This is a genomic window from Fusobacterium massiliense (assembly GCF_900095705.1).
GTDB classification, from domain to species: Bacteria; Fusobacteriota; Fusobacteriia; order Fusobacteriales; family Fusobacteriaceae; genus Fusobacterium; species Fusobacterium massiliense.
Map to the genome: position 1 here is coordinate 14,367 of NZ_LT608327.1, position 22,401 is coordinate 36,767.

16 protein-coding genes are annotated in these 22,401 nt (G+C 28.6%); 12 read left to right on the forward strand and 4 right to left on the reverse strand.

The window, feature by feature from the left end; genetic code table 11:
- The first annotated feature begins 8 nt into the window (after positions 1-8).
- The 12 genes from BQ2505_RS04590 (at position 9) to argS (ending at position 16,968) form a co-directional block, all read left to right on the forward strand.
- Positions 9-833: a toxin-antitoxin system YwqK family antitoxin gene (locus BQ2505_RS04590; protein ID WP_074016602.1), complete on the forward strand. Its 825-nt coding sequence runs from the start codon at positions 9-11 to the stop codon at positions 831-833.
- A complete protein-coding gene (locus BQ2505_RS04595) occupies positions 817-1,257 on the forward strand; it encodes an HD domain-containing protein (RefSeq protein WP_187367083.1) in 441 nt (146 codons plus the stop codon). The genes BQ2505_RS04590 and BQ2505_RS04595 overlap by 17 nt, the downstream gene beginning before the upstream one ends.
- 159 nt (positions 1,258-1,416) lie before the next feature.
- The gene (locus tag BQ2505_RS04600) at positions 1,417-1,818 is read left to right on the forward strand and encodes an adhesion protein FadA (RefSeq protein ID WP_074016603.1); all 402 of its coding nucleotides are present in this window, start codon (positions 1,417-1,419) and stop codon (positions 1,816-1,818) included.
- Between the two features lie 33 nt (positions 1,819-1,851).
- Positions 1,852-2,478, forward strand: a complete 627-nt coding sequence (locus BQ2505_RS08835; protein WP_074016604.1) for a hypothetical protein — start codon at positions 1,852-1,854, stop codon at positions 2,476-2,478.
- A 15-nt stretch (positions 2,479-2,493) separates the two neighbouring features.
- Positions 2,494-3,090, forward strand: a complete 597-nt coding sequence (locus BQ2505_RS04610) for an FAD-I family protein (protein ID WP_074016605.1) — start codon at positions 2,494-2,496, stop codon at positions 3,088-3,090.
- A gap of 1 nt (position 3,091) precedes the next feature.
- Positions 3,092-3,349 (forward strand): hypothetical protein, encoded by a 258-nt coding sequence (locus tag BQ2505_RS04615; protein WP_074016606.1) that lies wholly within the window; start codon positions 3,092-3,094, stop codon positions 3,347-3,349.
- Positions 3,310-3,849 carry an OmpA family protein gene (locus tag BQ2505_RS04620; protein ID WP_074016607.1) on the forward strand — a complete coding sequence of 180 codons (540 nt, stop codon included), beginning with the start codon at positions 3,310-3,312 and terminating at the stop codon, positions 3,847-3,849. Before BQ2505_RS04615 ends, BQ2505_RS04620 begins: the two co-directional genes overlap by 40 nt.
- 18 nt (positions 3,850-3,867) lie before the next feature.
- Positions 3,868-11,373 (forward strand): autotransporter-associated N-terminal domain-containing protein, encoded by a 7,506-nt coding sequence (locus BQ2505_RS04625; protein ID WP_074016608.1) that lies wholly within the window; start codon positions 3,868-3,870, stop codon positions 11,371-11,373.
- Between the two features lie 294 nt (positions 11,374-11,667).
- The gene (locus tag BQ2505_RS04630; protein ID WP_074016609.1) at positions 11,668-12,342 is read left to right on the forward strand and encodes a uracil-DNA glycosylase; all 675 of its coding nucleotides are present in this window, start codon (positions 11,668-11,670) and stop codon (positions 12,340-12,342) included.
- Between the two features lie 15 nt (positions 12,343-12,357).
- Complete coding sequence (locus tag BQ2505_RS04635; RefSeq protein ID WP_074016610.1) at positions 12,358-13,815, forward strand: UDP-N-acetylmuramoyl-L-alanyl-D-glutamate--2,6-diaminopimelate ligase; 1,458 nt, start codon at positions 12,358-12,360, stop codon at positions 13,813-13,815.
- Positions 13,805-14,641 (forward strand): 3-deoxy-8-phosphooctulonate synthase, encoded by an 837-nt coding sequence (gene kdsA, locus BQ2505_RS04640; protein WP_074016611.1) that lies wholly within the window; start codon positions 13,805-13,807, stop codon positions 14,639-14,641. The genes BQ2505_RS04635 and kdsA overlap by 11 nt, the downstream gene beginning before the upstream one ends.
- A gap of 620 nt (positions 14,642-15,261) precedes the next feature.
- Positions 15,262-16,968: an arginine--tRNA ligase gene (argS, locus tag BQ2505_RS04645; protein WP_074016612.1), complete on the forward strand. Its 1,707-nt coding sequence runs from the start codon at positions 15,262-15,264 to the stop codon at positions 16,966-16,968.
- A 405-nt stretch (positions 16,969-17,373) separates the two neighbouring features.
- Here argS and BQ2505_RS04650 read toward each other — a convergent pair whose 3' ends face one another.
- From BQ2505_RS04650 to BQ2505_RS04665, 4 genes are read right to left on the reverse strand one after another with little or no spacing between them, the layout of a single operon-like run.
- On the reverse strand, positions 17,374-18,732 hold the full coding sequence (locus tag BQ2505_RS04650) for a GntP family permease (protein WP_074016613.1): 1,359 nt from the start codon (positions 18,730-18,732) through the stop codon (positions 17,374-17,376).
- 16 nt (positions 18,733-18,748) lie between these two features.
- Positions 18,749-19,747 carry a 4-hydroxythreonine-4-phosphate dehydrogenase PdxA gene (pdxA, locus tag BQ2505_RS04655; protein WP_074016614.1) on the reverse strand — a complete coding sequence of 333 codons (999 nt, stop codon included), beginning with the start codon at positions 19,745-19,747 and terminating at the stop codon, positions 18,749-18,751.
- 24 nt (positions 19,748-19,771) lie between these two features.
- Positions 19,772-21,049, reverse strand: a complete 1,278-nt coding sequence (locus BQ2505_RS04660) for a four-carbon acid sugar kinase family protein (protein WP_074016615.1) — start codon at positions 21,047-21,049, stop codon at positions 19,772-19,774.
- A gap of 15 nt (positions 21,050-21,064) precedes the next feature.
- Entirely contained in the window at positions 21,065-21,832 is a 768-nt protein-coding gene (locus BQ2505_RS04665; protein WP_074016616.1) for a DeoR/GlpR family DNA-binding transcription regulator, read from the reverse strand.
- Between the last annotated feature and the right edge of the window lie 569 nt (positions 21,833-22,401).

A 22,401-nucleotide genomic window follows, 5' to 3' on the forward strand; every position in this document is an offset into this window, starting at 1 on the left:
GAGAAATAATGAAAAATATAAATAAATTTTTGTTATCAATTGCAATTTTATTAAATTTTTCAATAGTTAATGCTGAAGAAATTCAAGAAGTTATGTCACTTGATGATATATCTAGAGAAATTATCGGAGAAAAAGTACAGGCAAAAAAAACTAGTCCAAATAAAGAAAATAAAATTAATAAAAAAGTTGATGAAAAAATAGAAAAAAAAGATAAAAAAGTTGAGATTGCAAATATTAATACTGAAAAAGAAAATAAAAAAGTTGAAGAAGAAGTATATGTTGAAGATGAACCAGAGCAAAAAATTGATAAAGCATCAATAGTTGATATCTATGATAAGAAAGTTATAGACAAGATTGCTTATAAAAAAGGTTCAGAATCAACTCCATTTACAGGAACTTTTGGAGTTATTATAGAAGATAATATAGAATACATAGAGCAATATGAGAATGGACTTTTAAATGGAGAAACTGCATATTTCTCTAAAGATAAAGGAATAAAATTATTATCTGAAATGTACACAAAAGGTAAACTTAATGGAAAACAAAGATCGTATTATAATAACGGAAAGTTAAAATCTATTGTCTATTATGTAAATGATAGAGTAAATGGAATAGAAGCCTACGATAAAAATGGAAAATTGCTACATAAAAGTCTTTTTAAAGATGGGAATGGAGATTGGAAATTTTATTGGAGTAATGGACAAGTTTCAGAAGAAGGTAAGTATAGAAATGGTAGAAAAGATGGAACTTGGTATAAATATAGAGAAGATGGAAGTATAGATACAGTTATTAAATATGACAATGGTAGATTGTTGAGTGAAAGCTGGAATTAATATGTTTGTTGCTAGAATAAAGCAGGTTTGTTTATATCTTTTTTCCAATTTTAATAATGAGTGGAATAAGGAGATAAGAGAAATTCTATCTCTTGAAGAATTTGAGATATTCTCTAAAATGGGAGAATATGACAAAATTCATTCCTATAAATTGTTAAAAAAAGTAGAAAAAAATGAAATTTTATCAAAAGAAAAAATATATCTAAAATTGGCTCTTTTACATGATAGTGGAAAAGGAAGAATTGGACTTTTTAGAAGAATAAAAAAAGTTTTAATTGGAGATAAAAAATTAGAAAAACATTCTGAAGTAGCTTTTAAAAAAATAAAAAATATTAATTTTGAACTAGCAAATTTATGTTTAAAACATCACAATAAAGTTGTAGATGAAAAAATGAAAATTTTTCAAAAATTAGATGATGAGTAAAAATAAAAACACTAAAATATGATTTTATATTTTAGTGTTTTTTTTTACAATTAAAAAAATAAAATATACAAATAAAATAGAAAATTTTTAAATAAAATAATTGAATTTATAAAAAAATATGATAAAATTTAAGTAATATCGTTTAAGGGAGGTTGCTTAATGAAAGCTAACAAATTTTTTATAGTTGGAATGTTGTTAATTGGAACATTGGCATATGGAGAAGAAGGGAATATGACAGTGGAACAAGAAATAGCAAACACAGTAAATAGTATAGAAGCAGAATATCAAGAGTTGCTACAAAAAGAAGCAGAAAAGAAACAAGAGTTTATGGTGGAAAAATCAGAACTAGAAAAAGAAGTAGCAACTTTAAAAGAAAAACAAATAGGGAAAGAAGAACTTTATGCAAAATTAAAGAAAGATTCTGAAATAAGATGGCATAGAGATCAATACAAAAAGTTATTAAAGAAATATGATGTATACTATGATAAATTAGAAAAAACAATATTAGAAAAAGAACAAAAAATATCTGAATTGACAGGATTGTTAGAAGCATTACAATAAAAAAATATTAATAAAAAATAGGTAGGGGGAAAAATGAAAAAGACATTAAAAGTTTTATTGTTTTTACTAGGAATAAGTGTAATAGCACAAGCAGAAACTGTACCAACTGAAATGAATGAAGCTGATAAAAAAGAAGCAATGAAAATCTTAGAAAGAATGAGAGACAAGATAGAGAAAGCAGAAAAAGAAAGAGCGAAAGAAGAAGCAAGACTTGCAAAAGAAAAAGCAGAAGCAGAGAAAAAGGCTCAAGAAGAGGCCGAAAGATTAGCAAGAGAACAAGCAGAAGCAGAAAGACAAGCAATGGAAGCTCAAGCGCAAGCACAAAAAGTAATGGAAGAAGCTCAAGAAAAAGTTGTTGAGGAACAAGTTAAAGCGGCAGAAACAAGCGAAGTAGTCATTGCAACTCCGGTAGAAGAAAAAGTAGTAATAGAAGAAATAAAACCTGAAACAGAGGAACAAAGAATAGAAAGAATAAATAAAACAATAGCAGAAAAAAGAAAAGCAGAAAAGAAAGTAAAACCAAAAACAGCATTTGAAAAACTAGAAAAGACAAAAGAAGAAGCATTAACAAAACTAGATTTTTATGAAAGAGTAGTAAGAAGTGTTGCAAGAGAAGAGAATGAAATAAAAGGCTACACAGAAATCACTGAAGGTAAATAGTAAGGAGAGATGAAAGTGAAAGTAAAAAAAATACTAGGGATAATGTTGGGAGTACTAATAATAGGACAAGTTTCATTGGGAGCTGAAGATGAAGCGAAAGCCAGATTATTGAAAGAATATGACAAAATAATGAAAGAAAGAGCGAAAGAAGAAGCAAGGCTAGCCAAAGAAAAAGCAGAAGCAGAGAAAAAGGCTCAAGAAGAGGCCGAAAGAGTAGCAAGAGAACAAGCTGAGGCAGAAAGACAAGCAATGGAAGCTCAAGAAAAAGTACAAAATGAGCAAATAGAAGCAGAAAAAAGAGTTGAAGAAGAAAGGGTAGCAACTGAAAATGCAGTTGCAGAAGCTCAAGCTAAGGAAGCTCAAGAGAAGGCAGAAGCAGAAAAGAAAGCTGAAGAAGAAAGAATAAAAGCAGAAAAGAAAGCTCAAAAAGAAAGAGAAAAGAATATGACAGATAGTGAAAAGATGGATAGAGAAGTAAAAAGAATAAAAGCTGAAATGATGGCTATTACTGATAAGATAGAAAACTATACAAAAACAAATGAAATGTTAAACGAATTAGAAGGAAAATTAAATGATCTAGGAAAGAGAAATAGATTAATGGAGGGAAAATAAGATGAAAAAAATGATATTAGTAGCAATGACAGGACTTTTAGCAGTATCATGCGTAAATAATAAAGTAGTAAAATATAATGAAGAAAGATTAAATGTAATAGAAGATTATTTAGGACAAAATCAATTTGTAAAACCAACAGAAAATCTAGATAAATTAAAAGAAGAAGGAAAAGTAGACTATACAAAACAATATATATCATTAGAAAAGGAGGCTGAACAATGGCAAAAAGACAGATTACAACAATCAGCACAAAACTAGTATTATTAATGTTAATGATGATAATGTCAGCAGTAACATTTTCAGCACAAAAATTAACAACAACAGCAATGAGAGAAAATAGTATAAGAATAAATGCATTGGAAATAAATCAAGTAGATATAACAAATATAGAACAACCAAAAGAAATGACAATAGTGTTAGATGCAAGAGCATTAAATTTTGATTTTGATAAGTCAGTCGTAAAGGAACAATATTATCCAATACTAACAAACTTAATAGAATTTATAAAGCATTATAACTATAATGTAACAATAGTAGGACATACAGACTCAGTAGGAAGTGATAAATATAATTTAGGATTATCACTAAGAAGAGCAGAATCAGTAAAAGCAAAACTAATAGAACTAGGATTGGAAGCAGATAGAATTTTAGGAACAGAGGGCTTAGGAGAAACAAATCCAGTAGCAAGTAATGCAGATGCAGAAGGAAGATTCCAAAACAGAAGAGTAGAATTTAAATTAGTTCAAAGAGAAAATTAAGACGAGAAGGAGTAAAAGATGAGTAACAATTTGTTAGATGTTGAAAGAAGTTTACGTTATATTGCGAAAAGATACAAGAGTGTAAAATTTTCAGTAGGCTTAGCGATAATGTTTCTAATGATGGGAGTAGGAGCATTTTCAGCAGATGTATCTGAAATAAAAGCAGAAGCTGCAGCACAAGAAAGTTTACTTACAAGACCAGAAATAGGTGGTTCAGTAGAAAGTATAAGAGATAAATCAAGACAAATAAGAAAAGAAAATGATAAAGCGTTAAGTGGAGCAAGATTAGAATTAGTAAAACTAATGGAACAAGGAAATCAAGTAGTAAAATCACCATGGTCATCATGGCAATTTGGGGCAAATTACTACTATGATCATTGGGGATCAACATATAAGGGAAAAGGAGATAAAGCGCAAAAATATCCTTATGAAGGAATATTTGAAAGAAGTACAGATCCATATGAAAGAAATATATCACCGGATAGCACAAGCTATGCTAAATATACAGCTTTAAAAGAAAAAGAAAGAGCAGAAAAAGGGATAAAGGTAGATCCAACAAGATCAGCAACATCAAGCATAAGAAAAGCTGGAGGAGTATCGTCAGATAGTTATGGAATAGCAAGTAATACAAAAGTACAAGAACCTATAGCAAGTCTTAATATAGATGCAACAGTAAGACCAAAAGAAGTTGGAAGAAAACCTGTAAGTGTTGATGAAATAAAAACAAAAGTACCGGCAGAAGTAAATGTTTTATTGAATGTTCCAGAGGTGCCAACACCAGATAAAATAATACCTAATGAAGTAAAAGTAACAGTAAAAACTCCTCAACCGAGTACAGATCCTTTTATGGATTTTTATACAGATACTAATGAGGGGTATGAAAAAATAAATACGGGAATTTATTCAGCATTAAATTCTAATACTGGTGTAGCTAATGATGCTACTAGAGGTAATTTATATACTGAATACAAAGAAAAAAAATATGTAAATTCTAACGAAAAAACAGATAGTAACTTTAAAAATAAAGTTCTATATTCGGGGCATGATGGAACAAATTATGTTGCAGAGTCGGGAAAAATAGACAATAATGGACAAAAGCAAGATATTATTTCTGGTACTAGGAGAAAAGCAATGTTAGTTTATTTAAAAAATCCTTATTTAGTAGGAAATAAAATTCTTGAGAATGGAAATTCTGGTGCAAGAATAGACGCATCTGAAGATCAAAAAATTAGTGAAATAGATAATAGAGTTGGTGGATACCTTTATGGTGGTTCAGATAATGATGCAAACAAAAAAATATTCCATTTAGCTGGAAATGTTGATGCTGCTGGAAAAAGAAATGGTAAAGGAAATGGGGAAGGAGAAGTAGGAATACATTCAGTATGGAATGGAACTATACAAAATGTAGAAGGAAACTTATATGGAAAAGCAGCTATGTTTTCTATCGAAAGTTGGCATGCTCCTAAAATTGTGTTTAATGATGTAAAAGTAAATTTACTGGGGGATAAAAATACAATTTTCTATTTTGCTCCAGCAAATGAAGAATTTTTATTGAATGATATAAAGAAAGAATATAATGCTTCTATACAAAGAGGAGCTTTCTTAGGAAAAGGGGTAAATGTAGATGCTAAAACTAATGAAAATATAGTATATTCAGTTGTTGGGTCTTCAGGTTCATTTAATTATACTAATAATGCAAATATAAATTTTGAAGGTGCAAACAACATATTTTATTCAGGGTTAGGATACTCTCCTAATATGAAAAATTTAATAAATGGAGATACTATCCAAGATTTTTACAAAACAGGAATGACTCCACTTATAAATATGAAAAAACCATTAAACTCTTATGGTGATGGAAATACTGTTTTATTATTTGCAGATTTAATTCAAGATGATACAATAGGAATAGGTATAGATGGAGAAAAACTAAATAAAAAACCGGAAACAACAACAACATGGGGTAATTTAAAAAATGCATGGAGAAATACTAAAATAGGTATATTCCAAGGAGAAGTAAGAGCAGCTGCTAGAATAGGAGAAAAATTAAATATTGCTGGTGGAGATAGTCAGACTGAGAAGGGTAATACAGGGGGAACATCAGATAAATGGGTTGAAAACAATGTTGGAATTTTAGCACAATCTGGACAAAGAGAAGGAATTGAGCCAAAAAAAGATTTGTTGAAAAATGACAATAAATTTGAACATGTAGATAAAGATGCTATTCATCCTTTATATGTAAATGATATAGATGTTACTTTTGGAAAATACTCTAAGAGAAATATAATGATAGCTTCTGAAAGAGGAACACAAATAGATGTAGCTAAAAAAACTAATAGTTCAACTGCTGGTGCAGAAAACGGAATAGCTATAAGAACAGAATCTATAAAAGATTATAATAGTGAGGCTACAAATACTGATTTTGCAGGTGGTAAATTAGTAAGTTCAACTGATGATAATGCTAATAAAGCTGCAACAGGAACAATTTTAGCTTTAGCTAAAGGAACTTGGGGAGATGGTGAAGCTAAACAAAGAAGATTAAATACAAATAACGATTATAAGCATACAAATTATGGAATTAGTGTAGATACAATAAATGCACTTAAAGATAAACCGTCTGAAATTAATTTCGGAGTACCAGTTGAAATGTCAGCAAAAATGGCTAAAGAAAAAGTTGGAGGTAAAGATGTTGAATTAAGACCGATAGCATATATGGCTGAAGGTGGAAAAATAACAGTAAGCGGGGAATCTTTATCAGCAGGAAAAGAAAATACAACTAAGGCTTATGGATACGGTTCATTAATAGCTTATGCAAATAAATATGAGCATAAATATAAATCAAATCCAGATCTTGCAGAACCTGATAAATCTACTGTAAGTTATGGAGATATTCATATAGATGGAAATATTGAGGCTGTAGATGAATGGGCAGCAGATGATGCAGCTACTAAACTTGAAAAATATAACAATGTTGGAGCTTATGCATCAGGTAAAGGTGGTTCTGGAAAAGATGGAGCTGAAGCTGTTAAAAATTCTAAAGTAGTTATAACAGGAAATGCTAAAATTAATGGTACTGCAGCTTATGCTAGTGAAGGTGGAGTTGTAGAAATTCAAGGTAAAAATAGTGAAATTAAAGCTGGAGAAGGAAGTGGATTAGTTGCTACTAAGGGTGGTACTATTAAATTTGGTGGAGGAACTATAGAAGTTAAAAATAATTTTGATGATCCAACAAAATATGATAAGGTAGCACCAGTTTACGCAGATAAGGATTCTAAAATTGAAATAACAGGAACTACAGCTTTTAATATTTATGATGGAGTTATTGATATAGCTAATGTAAATGACTATAATAAAACTGATAGTAAATATCAAGGATTTAAAGAACATGTAACATTGAATATTAAAAAAGATGGTATCAATCTAGGACAAATAGATAATACAGGTTCTACAATGGTATGGAATGGTACTGATGATTATGTGAAAAGTTTATTAGCTAATCCAGATAATAACGGAGAAAAACAATTATTTAAAGAGGTTGAAGCTAAAAAAGATAATGGACAAGGATATTTTTGGACTAAATCGTATATAAAAGGTGGAACTTTGAATGTAGAACCTAAAGCTCCAGCAACAACTTTAAATATCAGTATAAATGATGAAAATGATGGATATAACCATATTTCATTAAGAAAAACATTGGTTAATATTAAAGAGGGAGTTACTGTTACAAGAGATGCTAGTAATACAACATTTAAGGCACAAGGCTTGAGTATTCAGTCTGATAAAAATGCAAACTCTAATGATGAAACTGGATTTGTAAACAGTGGACTTGTAAAAGTAAAAAATGGTATTTTAACACCAAGTAGTTCTACAGCTGCCATGTCAGTAAACTATGGAAAAATAGAAAATAAAAATAAAATTGAAATGACTAATGCAGGAGTTGGAATATTTGGAACAAATGGAAGTAAATTAGTAAATGATACAACTGGAACTATTACTGTAGCAGAAAAAGGTATAGGAATAGCAGCAAATGCTTCATCAAAAGTAAATTCAAGTGATAATGTAACATTTGGAACAGATAAAGCTGGAGCAACAGGAAATGTTGTAGATATTCTAAATGCAGGTAAAATTGATATTAAAGGAAAAGATTCTATAGGAATATCAGTAAAAAATAACAGTGATAAGGATAGAAGTAAAGTACTTGTTAAAAATACTGGCGATATAGTTCTTGGAGATAATGGAGCTGGAATATCAGTTAAATCAACTAATACATCTAATAATGAAGGAGCAACTATAGAATTAGCTGGAAATATAACAGTGGGAGCAGAAGGAATAGGAACTTATGCTCAAAATTCAGATGTTAAACTTATAGATAATTTAAATGTTAATGTTAAAGATTCTGGTGTAGGAATATACTTGAAAGATAATTCAAAAATTACTGCAGAGTCTGGAAAGAAATTAATATTAAATTATAATGGAAGTAATACAGGTAAGGCTACTGGAGTTATTTTTGATGGAAATAATTTAACTAATAATATTGATGTTGAAATTAATAATACAACAAATACGACAGCTGGATTAACTAACCTTTTAGCTAGTGGAACAGGAACATTTACTAATAAAGGAAATATAAAAACTGTTGGAGTAAAAGGATATGGAATAGTAGCAAATAAAGATACTTTAACTTCTGTTGTGAACGAAGGAGATATAGATGTATCTGCTGCAGATAATGATGCTAATCCTAATATAGGAATTTATGCTAAAGAAGCTGCAACAGCTATAACAAATAAGAAAAATATAAAAGTTGGAAAAAATTCAATTGGTATATATGGCCATGAAGTTACTTTAGAAACAGCAGCTAATATAGAAACTTCTGATAATGCTGTTGGAATTTACTCTAATTCAAAAGATGTGACTTTAAAAGCTGGAAGTACTTTAAATGTAGGAACAAATAAAGCTGTTGGAATTTATGCTGCTGGTAGTGGACAAAATATAAATCTTTTAGGAAACATTTCTATTGGAGACAGTGGATATGGACTTATCAATAACAATGAACAAGCTAATAATACAATAGTTTCAAGAGCAACATTAACTAAAGATTTAGGAAGTGACACAGTATTTATATATTCTAAAGATAAATTAGGAAGTGTAGAAAATCGTACTAATTTAAAAGCAACAGGTGATGAAAACTATGGAATCTATGGTGCTGGTAAAGTAGATAACTATGGAAATATGGATTTCAAAGCAGGAAAAGCAAATGTTGGTATTTATAGTACATCTGCTGATCCAACTAAAGTTGCTACTAACCATTTAGGAGCAACTATAGAAGTTGGGGCTTCAGTATATGATAAAATGAAACCTAAAAACGCCAAGTATGCTATAGGTATGGCTGGAGGATATACTCCTGCAAGAGATGATAAAAATGAAGATGGAAGTCCAAAAACTCCATTCACAGGACATATTGTCAATGAAGGAACAATAAAAGTTACAGGAGAACATTCTATAGGTATGTTTGCAACTGAAAAAAATTCTACTTTAGAAAATAGAGGAGATATAATTTTATCAGCAAGCAATACGACAGGAATTTATCTTGATAATAAAGCTGTAGGTCATAACTATGGAAGAATTTTATCTGAGGGAGAAGGCTTAGAAAATCTAGTTGGTATAGTTGTAAAAAATGGAGCAACTATAGAAAACCATCCAGGTTCTGAAATCAGATTAAGTGCTAAAAATAGTAAAGGAATATATGTAGCAGGAGCAGGAAATAACAAAGGAATAATTAAAAACTACGGAGATTTTGTTATAAGTGCTGACAAAAAAGAAGCAAGTCTTGCAGGAGCAAAAATATCTGTACAAGGAGAAGGTTCAAGTGCTTTTGATGAAAATAAGAGTCAACTTGATAAAGAAGTAGGAGGAGTTAAACTAGATGAAAAAGGAATCTATGATAAGAGACTTCCTCAAGAAAAACCAATTAAAAAACCTAATTTAGTAACTGTAGATCCTAAAACTATAGAAAAATTAGAAAAAGAAAATGTAGTAAATCCAAGTGCAACTGCTAAAACAGTAAGCTCTTTTGGAATGTATATAGATACTTCTAATATTAACTTTACTAAACCTATAGAAGGAATTGAAAATTTAGAAACATTAACAGAAGTAGATTTTATAGTTGGAAATGAAGCTGCTAAGTATACTAATAGTAAATATATAGAAGTAGATCCTAAAATTTATGAAGGGAAAAATGGAGGATCAAAATCATATAATGATTTAATTATTGATAATCCTCAAATTGCAAAATGGAATATTTACTCAGGATCTTTAACTTGGATGTCAACTATAAAACAAGATGAAGATACTGGAGCTATAAAACATATATATTTAGCAAAAATCCCTTACACAGAATGGGCAGGAAATGAAGATACACCAGTAGATAAAAAAGATACATATAATTTCTTAGATGGATTAGAACAAAGATATGGTGTTGAATCTAGATATTCAAGAGAAAGAAGAGTATTTGATAAATTGAATAGCATTGGAAATAATGAAGAAATTCTATTATACCAAGCAACAGATGAAATGATGGGACATCAATATGCAAATATTCAACAAAGAGTACATTCAACAGGAACTATCTTAGATAAAGAATTTAATTATTTAAGAAAAGAATGGCAAACATTCTCAAAAGATTCAAATAAAGTAAAAGTATTTGGAATGAGAGGAGAATACAAGACAGATACTGCAGGAGTAATAGATTATAGAAATCATGCAGAAGGTGTAGCTTATGTTCATGAAGATGAAGATGTAAAATTGGGAAGAACTCTAGGTTGGTACACAGGATTGGTACATAATGAATTTAAATTTAGAGATATTGGAAATTCAAGAGAAAGAATGACTAAAGGAAAATTAGGAGTATTCAAATCAATCCCATTTGATGATAATAATTCATTTAATGTAACAGTATCAGGAGAAATTTTTGGTGGATACAACAGAATGAAGAGAAGATACTTAGTAGTAGATGAAGTATTTGGAGCAAGAGGAAGATATTATGACTACGGAATAGCAGCAAAAGCAGAAGTAGGAAAAGAATTCAGATTAAGTGAAGACTTCAAATTGAGACCATATACATCTATAAAACCAGAATATGGAAGAATAACAAAAGTAAGAGAAAAATCAGGAGAAATTAAGTTAGAAGTAAAATCAAATGATTATATTTCATTAAAACCAGAAATAGGAGCAGAATTAGAATTTAAACACTTGCTAGAAAATAGAAAAACATTTACAGCAAGACTAGGCGTATCATATGATAACGAATTAGGAAGAGTAGCAAATGGAAGAAACAAAGCAAGAGTAGCAGAAACAAATGCAGACTGGTTTAATATCAGAGGAGAAAAAGAAGATAGAAGAGGAAATGTAAAGACAGATTTGAACTTAGGACTTGATAACTCAAGATTAGGAATAACAGCTAATATTGGATACGACACAAAAGGAAGCAATATTAGAGGAGGAGTAGGACTAAGAGTAATATACTAATATAGAAGTTCTATAAGAACAAAAAGTTATTATCAAATAGTGTCTATGACTTAGTACAATTAAGAGAATTTTTGAGAATAAAAACTTGAAAATTCTCTTTTTTTATTATATAGGAAGGTATAAAATCAAATAATGAAATTTAGTCTCCGACGTCCGTATTACTCTGTAGAGCATTTCGGTGAGCTCGGAAGAGTCATACGGCTGTCAGGAGACTCTATTATATCTACTTGCTTTTTAGCTAATAATATTATATTATTAAGTAATAAACTAAAAAAGAAAGTGAGGGGAAAGTTTGTGTCAAAAATTAATAATGATTGGAAAGAAATTTTAGAAGAAGAATTTAAAAAAGATTATTTTCAAAATATAAAAAAATTTCTTGAAGAAGAATATGATAAATATACAGTCTATCCTTTAAAAAAAGATATATTAAATGCTTTTCTGTTGACATCTTATTCAGAAACAAAAGTTGTAATCTTAGGTCAAGACCCCTATCATCAAAAAGGTCAAGCTCATGGATTATCTTTTTCAGTAAATTATGGAATAAAGACGCCTCCATCACTTTTAAACATGTATAAAGAGTTACAAGATGACTTAGGTTTATACATACCGAATAATGGCTTTTTAGAAAAATGGGCAAAACAGGGAGTTTTACTTTTAAATACAAGTTTGACTGTTAGAGAAGGAGAAGCAAACTCACATTCTAAAATAGGTTGGCAAACTTTTACTGATAATGTAATAAAGAAATTAAATGAAAGAGAAAAACCTATAATATTTGTATTATGGGGAAATAATGCAAAAGCTAAGGAAAAATTTATAGATAGTAGTAGGCATTATATATTAAAAGGAGTACACCCAAGTCCCCTTTCAGCAAGTAGAGGATTTTTCGGTTGTAAGCATTTTAGTAAAATTAATGAAATTTTAAGAAATTTAAGTGAAACTGAAATAGATTGGCAAATAGAAAATAATTAAGAGTAGGAGAGAACGATGGATATATTTTCAGGAATTGAGCATAGAATTTTAAAAGAAGTAGACTTGAATAGGGAATATTCTGGTATAGAATATGATTCAAGAAAAATAAAAAAAGATTATATTTTTGTTGCTTTAGACGGTGCAAATGTTGATGGACATAATTTTATTGATAGTGCCGTAGAAAATGGAGCAACTTGTATTATAGTGAGTAAAGAAGTAGAGTTGAAGCATAATGTTAGCTATGTTTTAGTTGAAAATTTAAGACAAAAATTAGGTTACATAGCATCAAACTTTTTTGATTGGCCACAAAGAAAATTAAAAATTGTTGGAGTTACAGGAACTAATGGAAAAACTTCATCAACATATATGATAGAAAAATTAATGGGAGATACTCCTCTTACTCGTATTGGAACTATTGAATATAAGATTGGAAATGAAGTTTTTGAGGCTGTGAATACAACCCCTGAATCATTAGATTTAATAAAAATATTTTATAAATCAGTTAAAAAGAATATAGAGTATGTAATTATGGAAGTTAGTTCACACTCTCTTGAAATGGGAAGAGTAGAAGTGATTGATTTTGACTTTGCTTCATTTACAAATTTAACTCAAGACCATTTAGATTACCATTTGAATATGGAAAATTATTTTCAAGCAAAAAGAAAATTATTTTTAAAACTAAAAGATATAAATAATTCTGTAATAAATATTGAAGATAAATATGGGAAAAGATTATACGATGAATTTATAAATGATGGTTCAAAAATACTCTCTTATGGATTAGAAAATGGTGATTTGAAAGGAGAATATTTAGATAATGGCTATATTTCTATAAAATATAAAAATAAAGAAGAAAAAGTAGAATATCATTTATTAGGAGATTTTAATTTGTATAATACTTTAGGAGCTATTGGTATTGCTTTAAAAATAGGAATATCTTTTGAGGAAATTGTTAAAAGAATCAAGAATATAAAAGCAGCCCCAGGAAGATTTGAAGCATTGAATTGTGGACAGGATTATAAGGTTATTGTAGATTATGCTCACACACCAGATGCCTTAGTAAATGTTATAGTTGCAGCAAGAAATATAAAAGGTGGAAATAGAATAATAACAATTTTTGGTTGCGGTGGAGATAGAGATAGAACAAAAAGACCTATAATGGCTAAAGCAGCTGAAGATTTAAGTGATGTAATAATATTAACTGAAGATAATCCTCGTACAGAAAATCCTGAGCAAATATTTAATGATGTAAAAAAAGGATTCTTAAAACAAGATGATTATTTGTTTGAGCCAGATAGAGAAAAAGCAATAAAAAAAGCTATTACTTTAGCTGAAAAAAATGATATAATACTTATAACAGGTAAGGGACATGAAACTTACCATATTGTTGGAACAAAAAAATGGCATTTTGATGATAAAGAAATTGCAAGAAGAGAAATAGTTAGAAGAAAGATGGTGGAAAATGTTAATTAACGACGTAAATAAAGTTAAAGTTGGAAATATTGAAATTGGTGGAAAGAAAAGATTTGTTTTGATTGCTGGACCTTGTGTTATGGAGTCTCAAGAAATTATGGACGAAGTAGCTGGAGGGATTAAAGAAATTTGTGATAGATTAGGAATAGAATATATTTTTAAAGCTTCTTTTGATAAGGCAAATAGATCTTCTATTTATTCATATAGAGGACCTGGACTAGAAGAAGGAATGAAAATGCTTGCAAAAACTAAAGAAAAATTTAATGTTCCTGTAATTACAGATATTCATGAAGTGTGGCAATGTAAAGAGGTTGCTAAGGTTGCAGATGTTTTACAAATACCAGCTTTTCTATGCAGACAAACAGATTTATTAATTGCTGCAGCAGAAACAGGAAAAGCTATTAACATAAAAAAAGGACAATTTTTAGCTCCTTGGGATATGAAAAATATAGTTGTAAAAATGGAAGAATCTGGAAACAAAAATATAATGTTATGTGAAAGAGGAAGTACATTTGGATACAATAATATGGTAGTTGATATGAGAGGTTTACTTGAAATGAGAAAATTCAACTATCCAGTAGTTTTTGATGCAACACATTCAGTTCAAAAGCCAGGAGGACTAGGAACTGCAACTTCAGGAGACAGAGAATATGTTTATCCATTGTTAAGAGCAGCATTAGCTGTTGGTGTAGATGCAATATTTGCAGAAGTTCATCCTAATCCGGTGGAAGCTAAATCTGATGGACCAAATATGTTGTATTTAAAAGATTTAGAAGAAGTGTTAAAGACTGCTATTGAAATTGATAAGATAGTTAAAGGAGTTTAATTTTATTATAAAATTAAATAGGAAAAAATTAGTCTCTGATGTCCGTATTACTCTGGAGAGCATTTCGGTGAGCTCGGAAGAGTCATACGGCTGTCAGGAGACTTTTTTTAATATATAATTAAACTTTCATTTGAATTTTAAAGAAATTATGATATAATTAATTATAAATTTCTGGCCTTACCGCTATTTCCAGGAGGTTTTGGGTCTAATGTCGTCATGGGGTTGGCTCTGTTTTTAGTAAATCAGGAACATCACGAATATTTTATAATATTACGGATGCTGTATGCTTTTAATATCTGACTACTCACTTATTAACTTTGGCGACTAAAACCATAATGAGGCGATAGGCTGGATTTTTTTATTATATGAAAATATAATTTAAATAGCGAAAAATAGTCTCTGATGTCAATATTAGTTTGAAGAGTCTATTTTTATTGAGTTTGTAGAATTTATAGAGCTGTCAAGAGACTTTATTTATTCTATATGAAAATATAAAATTAAATAATGAAAAATAGTCTCTGACGTCCGTATTAGTTCGAAGAGCCTGTGTTTATTGAGCTTGTAGAACTCATACGGCTGTCAAGAGACTCAATAATAAATTATTAGAAAAGGAGTTTTTTATGAAAATAGTTAGTAGAGAATTAACTGATATTTTTCAAGATCTTGTAGCTAAACTTTATCCAAATGTTGAATTAAAACCTGTTGAAATAACTATTGCAACAAATGAAAAATTTGGAGATTATCAATGTAATTTTGCAATGATTAATTCAAAGATTATTGGAGATAATCCAAGGAATATAGCTGAAAATATTAAGAATAATTTTCCTTATGGAGCTGTTGTTGAAAAATTAGAAGTTGCTGGACCAGGATTTATAAATATATTCCTATCTAATAAATTTTTATCAGAAACTATAAATAAAATAGGAGAAAAATATGATTTTTCTTTTTTAAATACAAAGGGAGATGTTGTTATAGATTTCTCTTCGCCAAATATTGCAAAGAGAATGCATATAGGACACTTAAGATCTACAATAATAGGGGAGTCTATAAGTAGAATTTATAAATATTTAGGTTATAATGTTGTAGCAGATAATCATATTGGAGATTGGGGAACTCAATTTGGAAAACTTATAGTAGGATATAGAAAATGGTTGAATCAAGAGGCTTATAAAACTAATCCGATAGAAGAGCTTGAAAGAGTTTATGTAAAGTTTTCTGATGAAGCTGATGAAAATCCAGCTTTAGAAGATGAGGCAAGAGCTGAGTTAAAAAAATTACAAGATGGAGAAGAAGAAAATACAAAACTTTGGAAAGAATTTATAGAAGCTTCTCTTCAAGAATACAATAAACTTTATAAAAGATTAGATATACATTTTGATACATATTATGGTGAATCTTTTTACAATGATATGATGGGAGATGTTCTTAAAGAACTTATAGATAAAAATATTGCAAAAGATGATCAAGGAGCTAAGGTAGTATTTTTTAATGAAGAAGATAATCTTTATCCTTGTATAGTTCAAAAGAAAGATGGAGCTTATTTATATTCAACATCTGATATAGCAACAATAAAATTTAGGAAAAATACTTATGATGTTAATAAGTTAGTATATTTAACTGACTCAAGACAACAAGATCACTTTAAACAAGTTTTCAAAATAACTGATATGCTTGATTGGAATATAGAAAAACATCATATATGGTTTGGAATTATTAGATTTGCAGACGCTATATTATCTACTCGTAAAGGAAATATTATAAAATTAGAAGAGCTTTTAGATGAAGCTCATACTAGAGCATATAATATTGTTAATGAGAAAAACTCTTCTTTATCTGAAGAAGAAAAACAAAATATTGCTGAAATTGTTGGAACAAGTTCAGTAAAATATGCTGATTTATCTCAAAATAAACAAAGTGATATTATGTTTGAATGGGATAAAATATTGAGTTTTGAAGGAAATACAGCACCTTATCTACTATATACTTATGCTAGAATACAATCTATATTAAGAAAAGTGGAAGAACAAGGTTTTGATTTAAAAGATATTGAATTAAATTTAACAAATAATTTTGAAAGAAATTTAGCTAATCATCTATTAAATTTACCAATTTCAGTATTAAAATCAGCTGAAACTTTTAAACCTAATTTAATTGCTGATTATTTGTATGAATTATCTAAAAAATTAAATACTTTCTATAATAATTGCCCTATCTTAAATCAAGAGGAAAATATTTTGAAAACAAGAGCATTACTTATAAAGAAAACAGGAGAAGTTTTAAAAGAAGGTTTAGCATTGTTAGGTATTAGTGTATTAAATAAGATGTAATAATATAATATTAAATAGTGTTGATGAACTATTAAAAGTTCTAATACACTATTTTTTCATTTATAAGGGAAGTATAAAAATAAATAAAAAATAGTCTCTGACGTCCGTATTAGTTAAGAGCCTATGGTTATTGAGCTCATAAAACTCATACGGTTGTCAAGAGACTTTACTTATTAGAAAGATATAAAATTAAATAGTAAAAAAAGATTGTATTGATAGAAAAATATTCAAAATTCAGTAATTTCAAAAGTATATATTAATTCAGGAACGGATTATTTATATAATAATAAAAAAAGAGAATTTTCAAGTTTTTATTTTCAAAAATTCTCTTAATTATACTAATTCATAGTCTAAACTTTTTCATCAACACTATTTGACAAATAGGCATTTTTTTTAAATGATAAATTATTTAATAAAAATATTAAGTATTAATAAAACAATAATTCCTACTGCCCAAGCAATTGTACTTGCGATAGAATAAAGTTTTAATTGTTCTTTTCCTTCTGTAATTCCTATTGAACGATTGACAACCCAAAAGAAACTATCATTAAAATATGAGAAGAAAAGTGAACCTACACAGGCTGCAAGTGCAGCAAGAACAGGATTAACATTTAATTTAGTAATAATTGGAGCAGTTATAGACGCTGCTGTAATCATAGCAACAGTACCACTTCCTTGTATAAAACGAATTAAAGTTGCAATTATAAAAGGTAATAAAATAGGTGGTAATGCTGTATCAATTAATGATTTAGCAATAACATCTCCTACACCACTATCTCTAATTAACATTCCAAAAGCTCCACCAGCACCAGTAATTAAAATAATTGTTCCAGCTGACTTTATTCCAATTTCAACTTCATCTAAAACTCTTTGTTTATCTAAACTTCTAGTTAAACCATAGATAGTAATAAGTAAACCAATTCCTACTGCTAATACAGGGGTTCCTATAAATTGAATAATAGATACAAATTTTCCTTCAAGTTTCATAGCACTAGTAACAGTTCCTAATAAAATTAAAATAATAGGAACTATAATTGGAGCAAAAGATAGAAATGCAGAAGGTAAATTAGTTTCATCATAAACACTTGAAGTTTTTAAATCATCTACATAATTTTTATCTCTTGTCCATTTTCCATCACTGGTAGGAATTTGCCAAATTCTATTTCCTGCATATTTTGCAAACACTAAACAAGCTAATACCATTGGAATTGAAATTATAATTCCATATAAAATTATACTTGAAACACTAACACCAAATATTCCAGCAACTCCAACTGGTCCAGGAGTAGGTGGGACAAGAGAGTGAGTGATTACTAATCCTGATGCAAGAGCTAGTCCTAAAGATACAATTGATTTTTTAGTTTCCTTAGAAATAGCTTTTATTAATGGAGTTAAAATAACAAAACCTGAGTCACAAAATATAGGAATAGAAACTAAAAAACCTGTTATAGCCATTGCTAGTTCTTCTTTACCTTTTCCAAAAATTTTTAAGAAACATAGAGCCATTTTTTTTGCAGCTCCAGAAACTTCAAAAAGTTGTCCCATCATAACTCCAAAACCTATTATGATTCCAATGCTTCCTAAAGTTCCACCAAAACCTTTTGTAATACTACCAATAATTTGAGGATATTCCATTCCTCCAACAATTCCAACTATGATAGTTGCAACTATTAAAGCTAAAAATGTATGAATTTTAGTTTTTATAATCATAAAAATTAAACAAACAATACCAACTAATAAACCAATTAAAATTTGTTGTTCCATAGTATCCACTTCCTTTTTATTTTATATTCTTAAAGTTTGGTGCATATTTTGCAGCTAATTTCACGGCTTCTATCATACTAACAGCACTTACAATTCCTTTTCCTGCTATATCAAAAGCAGTTCCATGGTCAACTGAAGTTCTTAAAAATGGCATATCTAATGTTATAGCAATTGTTCTTTCAAAATCATAAGTTTTTGTAGCAATATGTCCTTGATCATGATATAGAGATAGAACAGCAACGTATCTTCCTTGTAGAGCTTGATGGAAAACTGAATCTGCTCCAACAGGTCCAACTACATCATAACCTAATTTTTGAGCTTCCTCTATTGCAGGAGTTATTTCTTTAACTTCTTCATCTCCAAAAAGTCCATGTTCACCAGAGTGTGGATTTAATCCAGCTACTGCCATTTTTCCACTTACTCCTAATTGTTTTAAAGCCTTTGTACATCTTTCTATATATTCCAAAACTCTTTCTTTTGTAATAGCATCACAAGCTCTTCTTAATGACATATGACGAGTTAAGAAGAAAACTCTCATATTATCAACTTCAAACATTGTTAAAGGATCTCTAGAATTTGATAAATCTCCTAATATTTCAGTATGTCCTATGTAGTTAACATTTCCTGCTTTTAAAGATTCTTTATTAATTGGAGTTGTTGCGATAGCATCAACTTTATGTTCTATTGCTAATTCAACACATTTTTTTATATATTCAAAGGCAGCCCTTCCACACATTCCTTGTATTTTTCCATATTCTAAAGTGTTAATATCTACATTTTCTAAATCAATTACATTTAGAATACCTTTTTCATATTTTCCTTCTTCAACATTTTTTATAGTGTGAATTTTTAAGTTAACTTGACAAATTTCTGTAGCTTTTTCAAGAACTTTTTTATCTCCAATCACTACTAAATCACATAAATCTAAAATTTCTTTTGAAACGGCTGTTTTTACAACGATTTCAGGTCCAACACCAGCAGGATCTCCCATAGGGATAGCTATTTTTGTTTTCATACATTCCTCCTAATTTTACAACTTTTAAATATCGTTTTTTATTTTATGTAAACATAATTTTATTGTTTTTTCATCACCTACCATACCTCCTTTACTTACTAATTTTAAATCAGGAAAATCTCCACCTATGATTCTTCCATAAGCTGCTAAAGGTATGACTTCTTCACGAATTTCTACTCCAATTGCTTTTAATTTTTCTAAAAGAGCTATAGTAATATCACCACCAGAACTATAAATACCTTCAAATTTTTCAGTTTCTTTTAAAATTTTTACAACAGTTTCAGTTAAAGTATTGGCTATAATTTTAGAAATTTCTTCAACAGTTGTATTTAAATTTTTAGCCAGTTTTTGTAAGTCAGCTTTTTCCTCATCACCAATTGGGCTTGTTGTAACTAAAAATAGATTATAATTTGAAATACCTTTCTTTATAAATGAAATAACTCTTTCAATTTCTTTTGAGCAACTTTCTTTTTCAAAAAAATCTTCAATTTTCATTTTTACAAGAAAAATATCTTCTTCTTGTAAAATATATTCAATTTGTTTTTTAGTAGTTGGGGTAACACTACCAATTACCATTAATATTTTTTTCTCCAAATGATTTTTCTTTTGAAGTTCTCTACTATAATATAGAGTAAAAGGACCTGGATCAACAGTTACAATATTTATTTCACTTTGAATTACAGCTTTTGATATCTTTATAATATCCTCATTATTGACTGCATCAAAAATAAGAATTCTAGATTTTTTTATAGCTTCTTGAATTTTTTTAGCTATTTCTTCAATAGGTTGCACAATATCAGATAGTGTAAAATATGTTGATGAATATTTAATATCTTTCTGTACTAAGTTTTCAACACAAGATGTTTTTATAGGAGTTTTAGGATCTTTACCAGCATCTGAATTTTCTAACAAAACTCCATTTACTAACATAGTTTTATTAACTACTATCCTTCCTGAATCAGGGTAAGCTGGGACAACAACAGCTATTCTATCATTTTCTAAATTATCTAACATAGCGTTAATTTCTACACCTATATTTCCTCTTAAAGTTGAATCAATTCTTTTGTTGTAGACTAATATATCTTGGCTTTTTAATATTTTAATTGCTTCCGAGACTTTTTTATAAGCTTCTTCTTTGTCAAGACCTCTACTAGCAGTGGAATAAGAGATAACATCAACATCATAATTTCTGTCACTTTGTAATTTTAAAATACTAGCTGCTCTTAGTCCAATTTTTTTGAATAATGAGCAAGTGGCATTAGAACCAGTTAAATCATCAGCTATTACAATATATTTTTGCATTTTTCTCACCTTTTTTTATTTAATAGTTATTATCTTTTTTTTGAGATAATATTTTTCTATTTCTTCTTTTGAAAAATTATAATCTGTAACGATATAATCAAAGTTTTTTATATTTGCAAATTTGTATAATTTTTTCTTTTGAAATTTACTGCTATCAACTAATAGGATACTTTCTTTACTAATTTTCATCATTGCTCTTTTTAAAAAAGCTTTTATTTCTGTTGGAACAGTCAAATCAAATAATTCTGAAATTGAAGACACTCCTAAAAAAGCTATGTCAGCATTATATTCTTCAATTTGTTGTAGTGAAAATACGGTAGCAGTGGACCCAGTTTCAGAAGAAACTTCTCCTCCTAATAAAATTACTTTAATGTTTTCTTTTTGATATAGTTCTAAAGCAATATATAAATCAGTAGTTATTACACAGATATTTTTTAGAGATGAATTAGCTAAAAGAGTTGCTAATTCATAAGTAGTTGTACCAGCATCTAAAATAATAGTCATATTAGATTGAATTTTTTGAAAAATACTTTTAGCAATTTTTCTTTTAATTTCTGTGTGTTCTTCTTTCTTTCTTTCATATTTTTTTTCATCCATTAAAAATCCAGGGAGAGTAGCTCCACCATGTGTTTGAATTAACAAACCTTTTTCTTCGAGCTTTTTAAAATCTCTACCAATTGTCATAATTGTTACATTTAAAAGTTTAGCTAATTCCTTACGAGTAGAATTTCCATTTTCTTCTAAGTAACGAAGAATATACCGATGACGTTCCATTGACAGCATATTTATCACACCTTTTTAAATTTGTTATAATATATTATTTTTTGTTATAATATGTTATAGATTTAAATATACAATATTTTAAAAAAAAAGTCAAATAAAAAAAAGCCAATTTATCCAAATTAAAGAAACTAGCTAAAAGACTCAAAATAGATTATGGATTAAGAAAAAAATTATCAAATTTTTAGTAATAAATTAGATGGATTGATTTTAAAGTTAGGATATCCAGAAATAAAAGAATGTATAAAATTATCAAAAATATTAGAAAATAATAAAAAATAAGAAATATAATATAAATAATCGATTTGTTGAAGGACAAAATAACAAAAAAAAATCGTTAAAAAGAGTCTCGTATTGAGCTAAAATAGTTAAAAATCTAAAAAAATAATATAACTTAGAGTTTGCGGGCATTTAAATGAATTTTTACTCTGCATAGCTGACAAAGAAAATTATACTAAGTTATAGTATAAACTTTTTTATCAACAGCATTTGATATAAATAAGCAATTTAAATGATAAAAAATAATCTATGATATCCGTATTAGTTTGAAGAGACTATCTTCATTAAGCTCA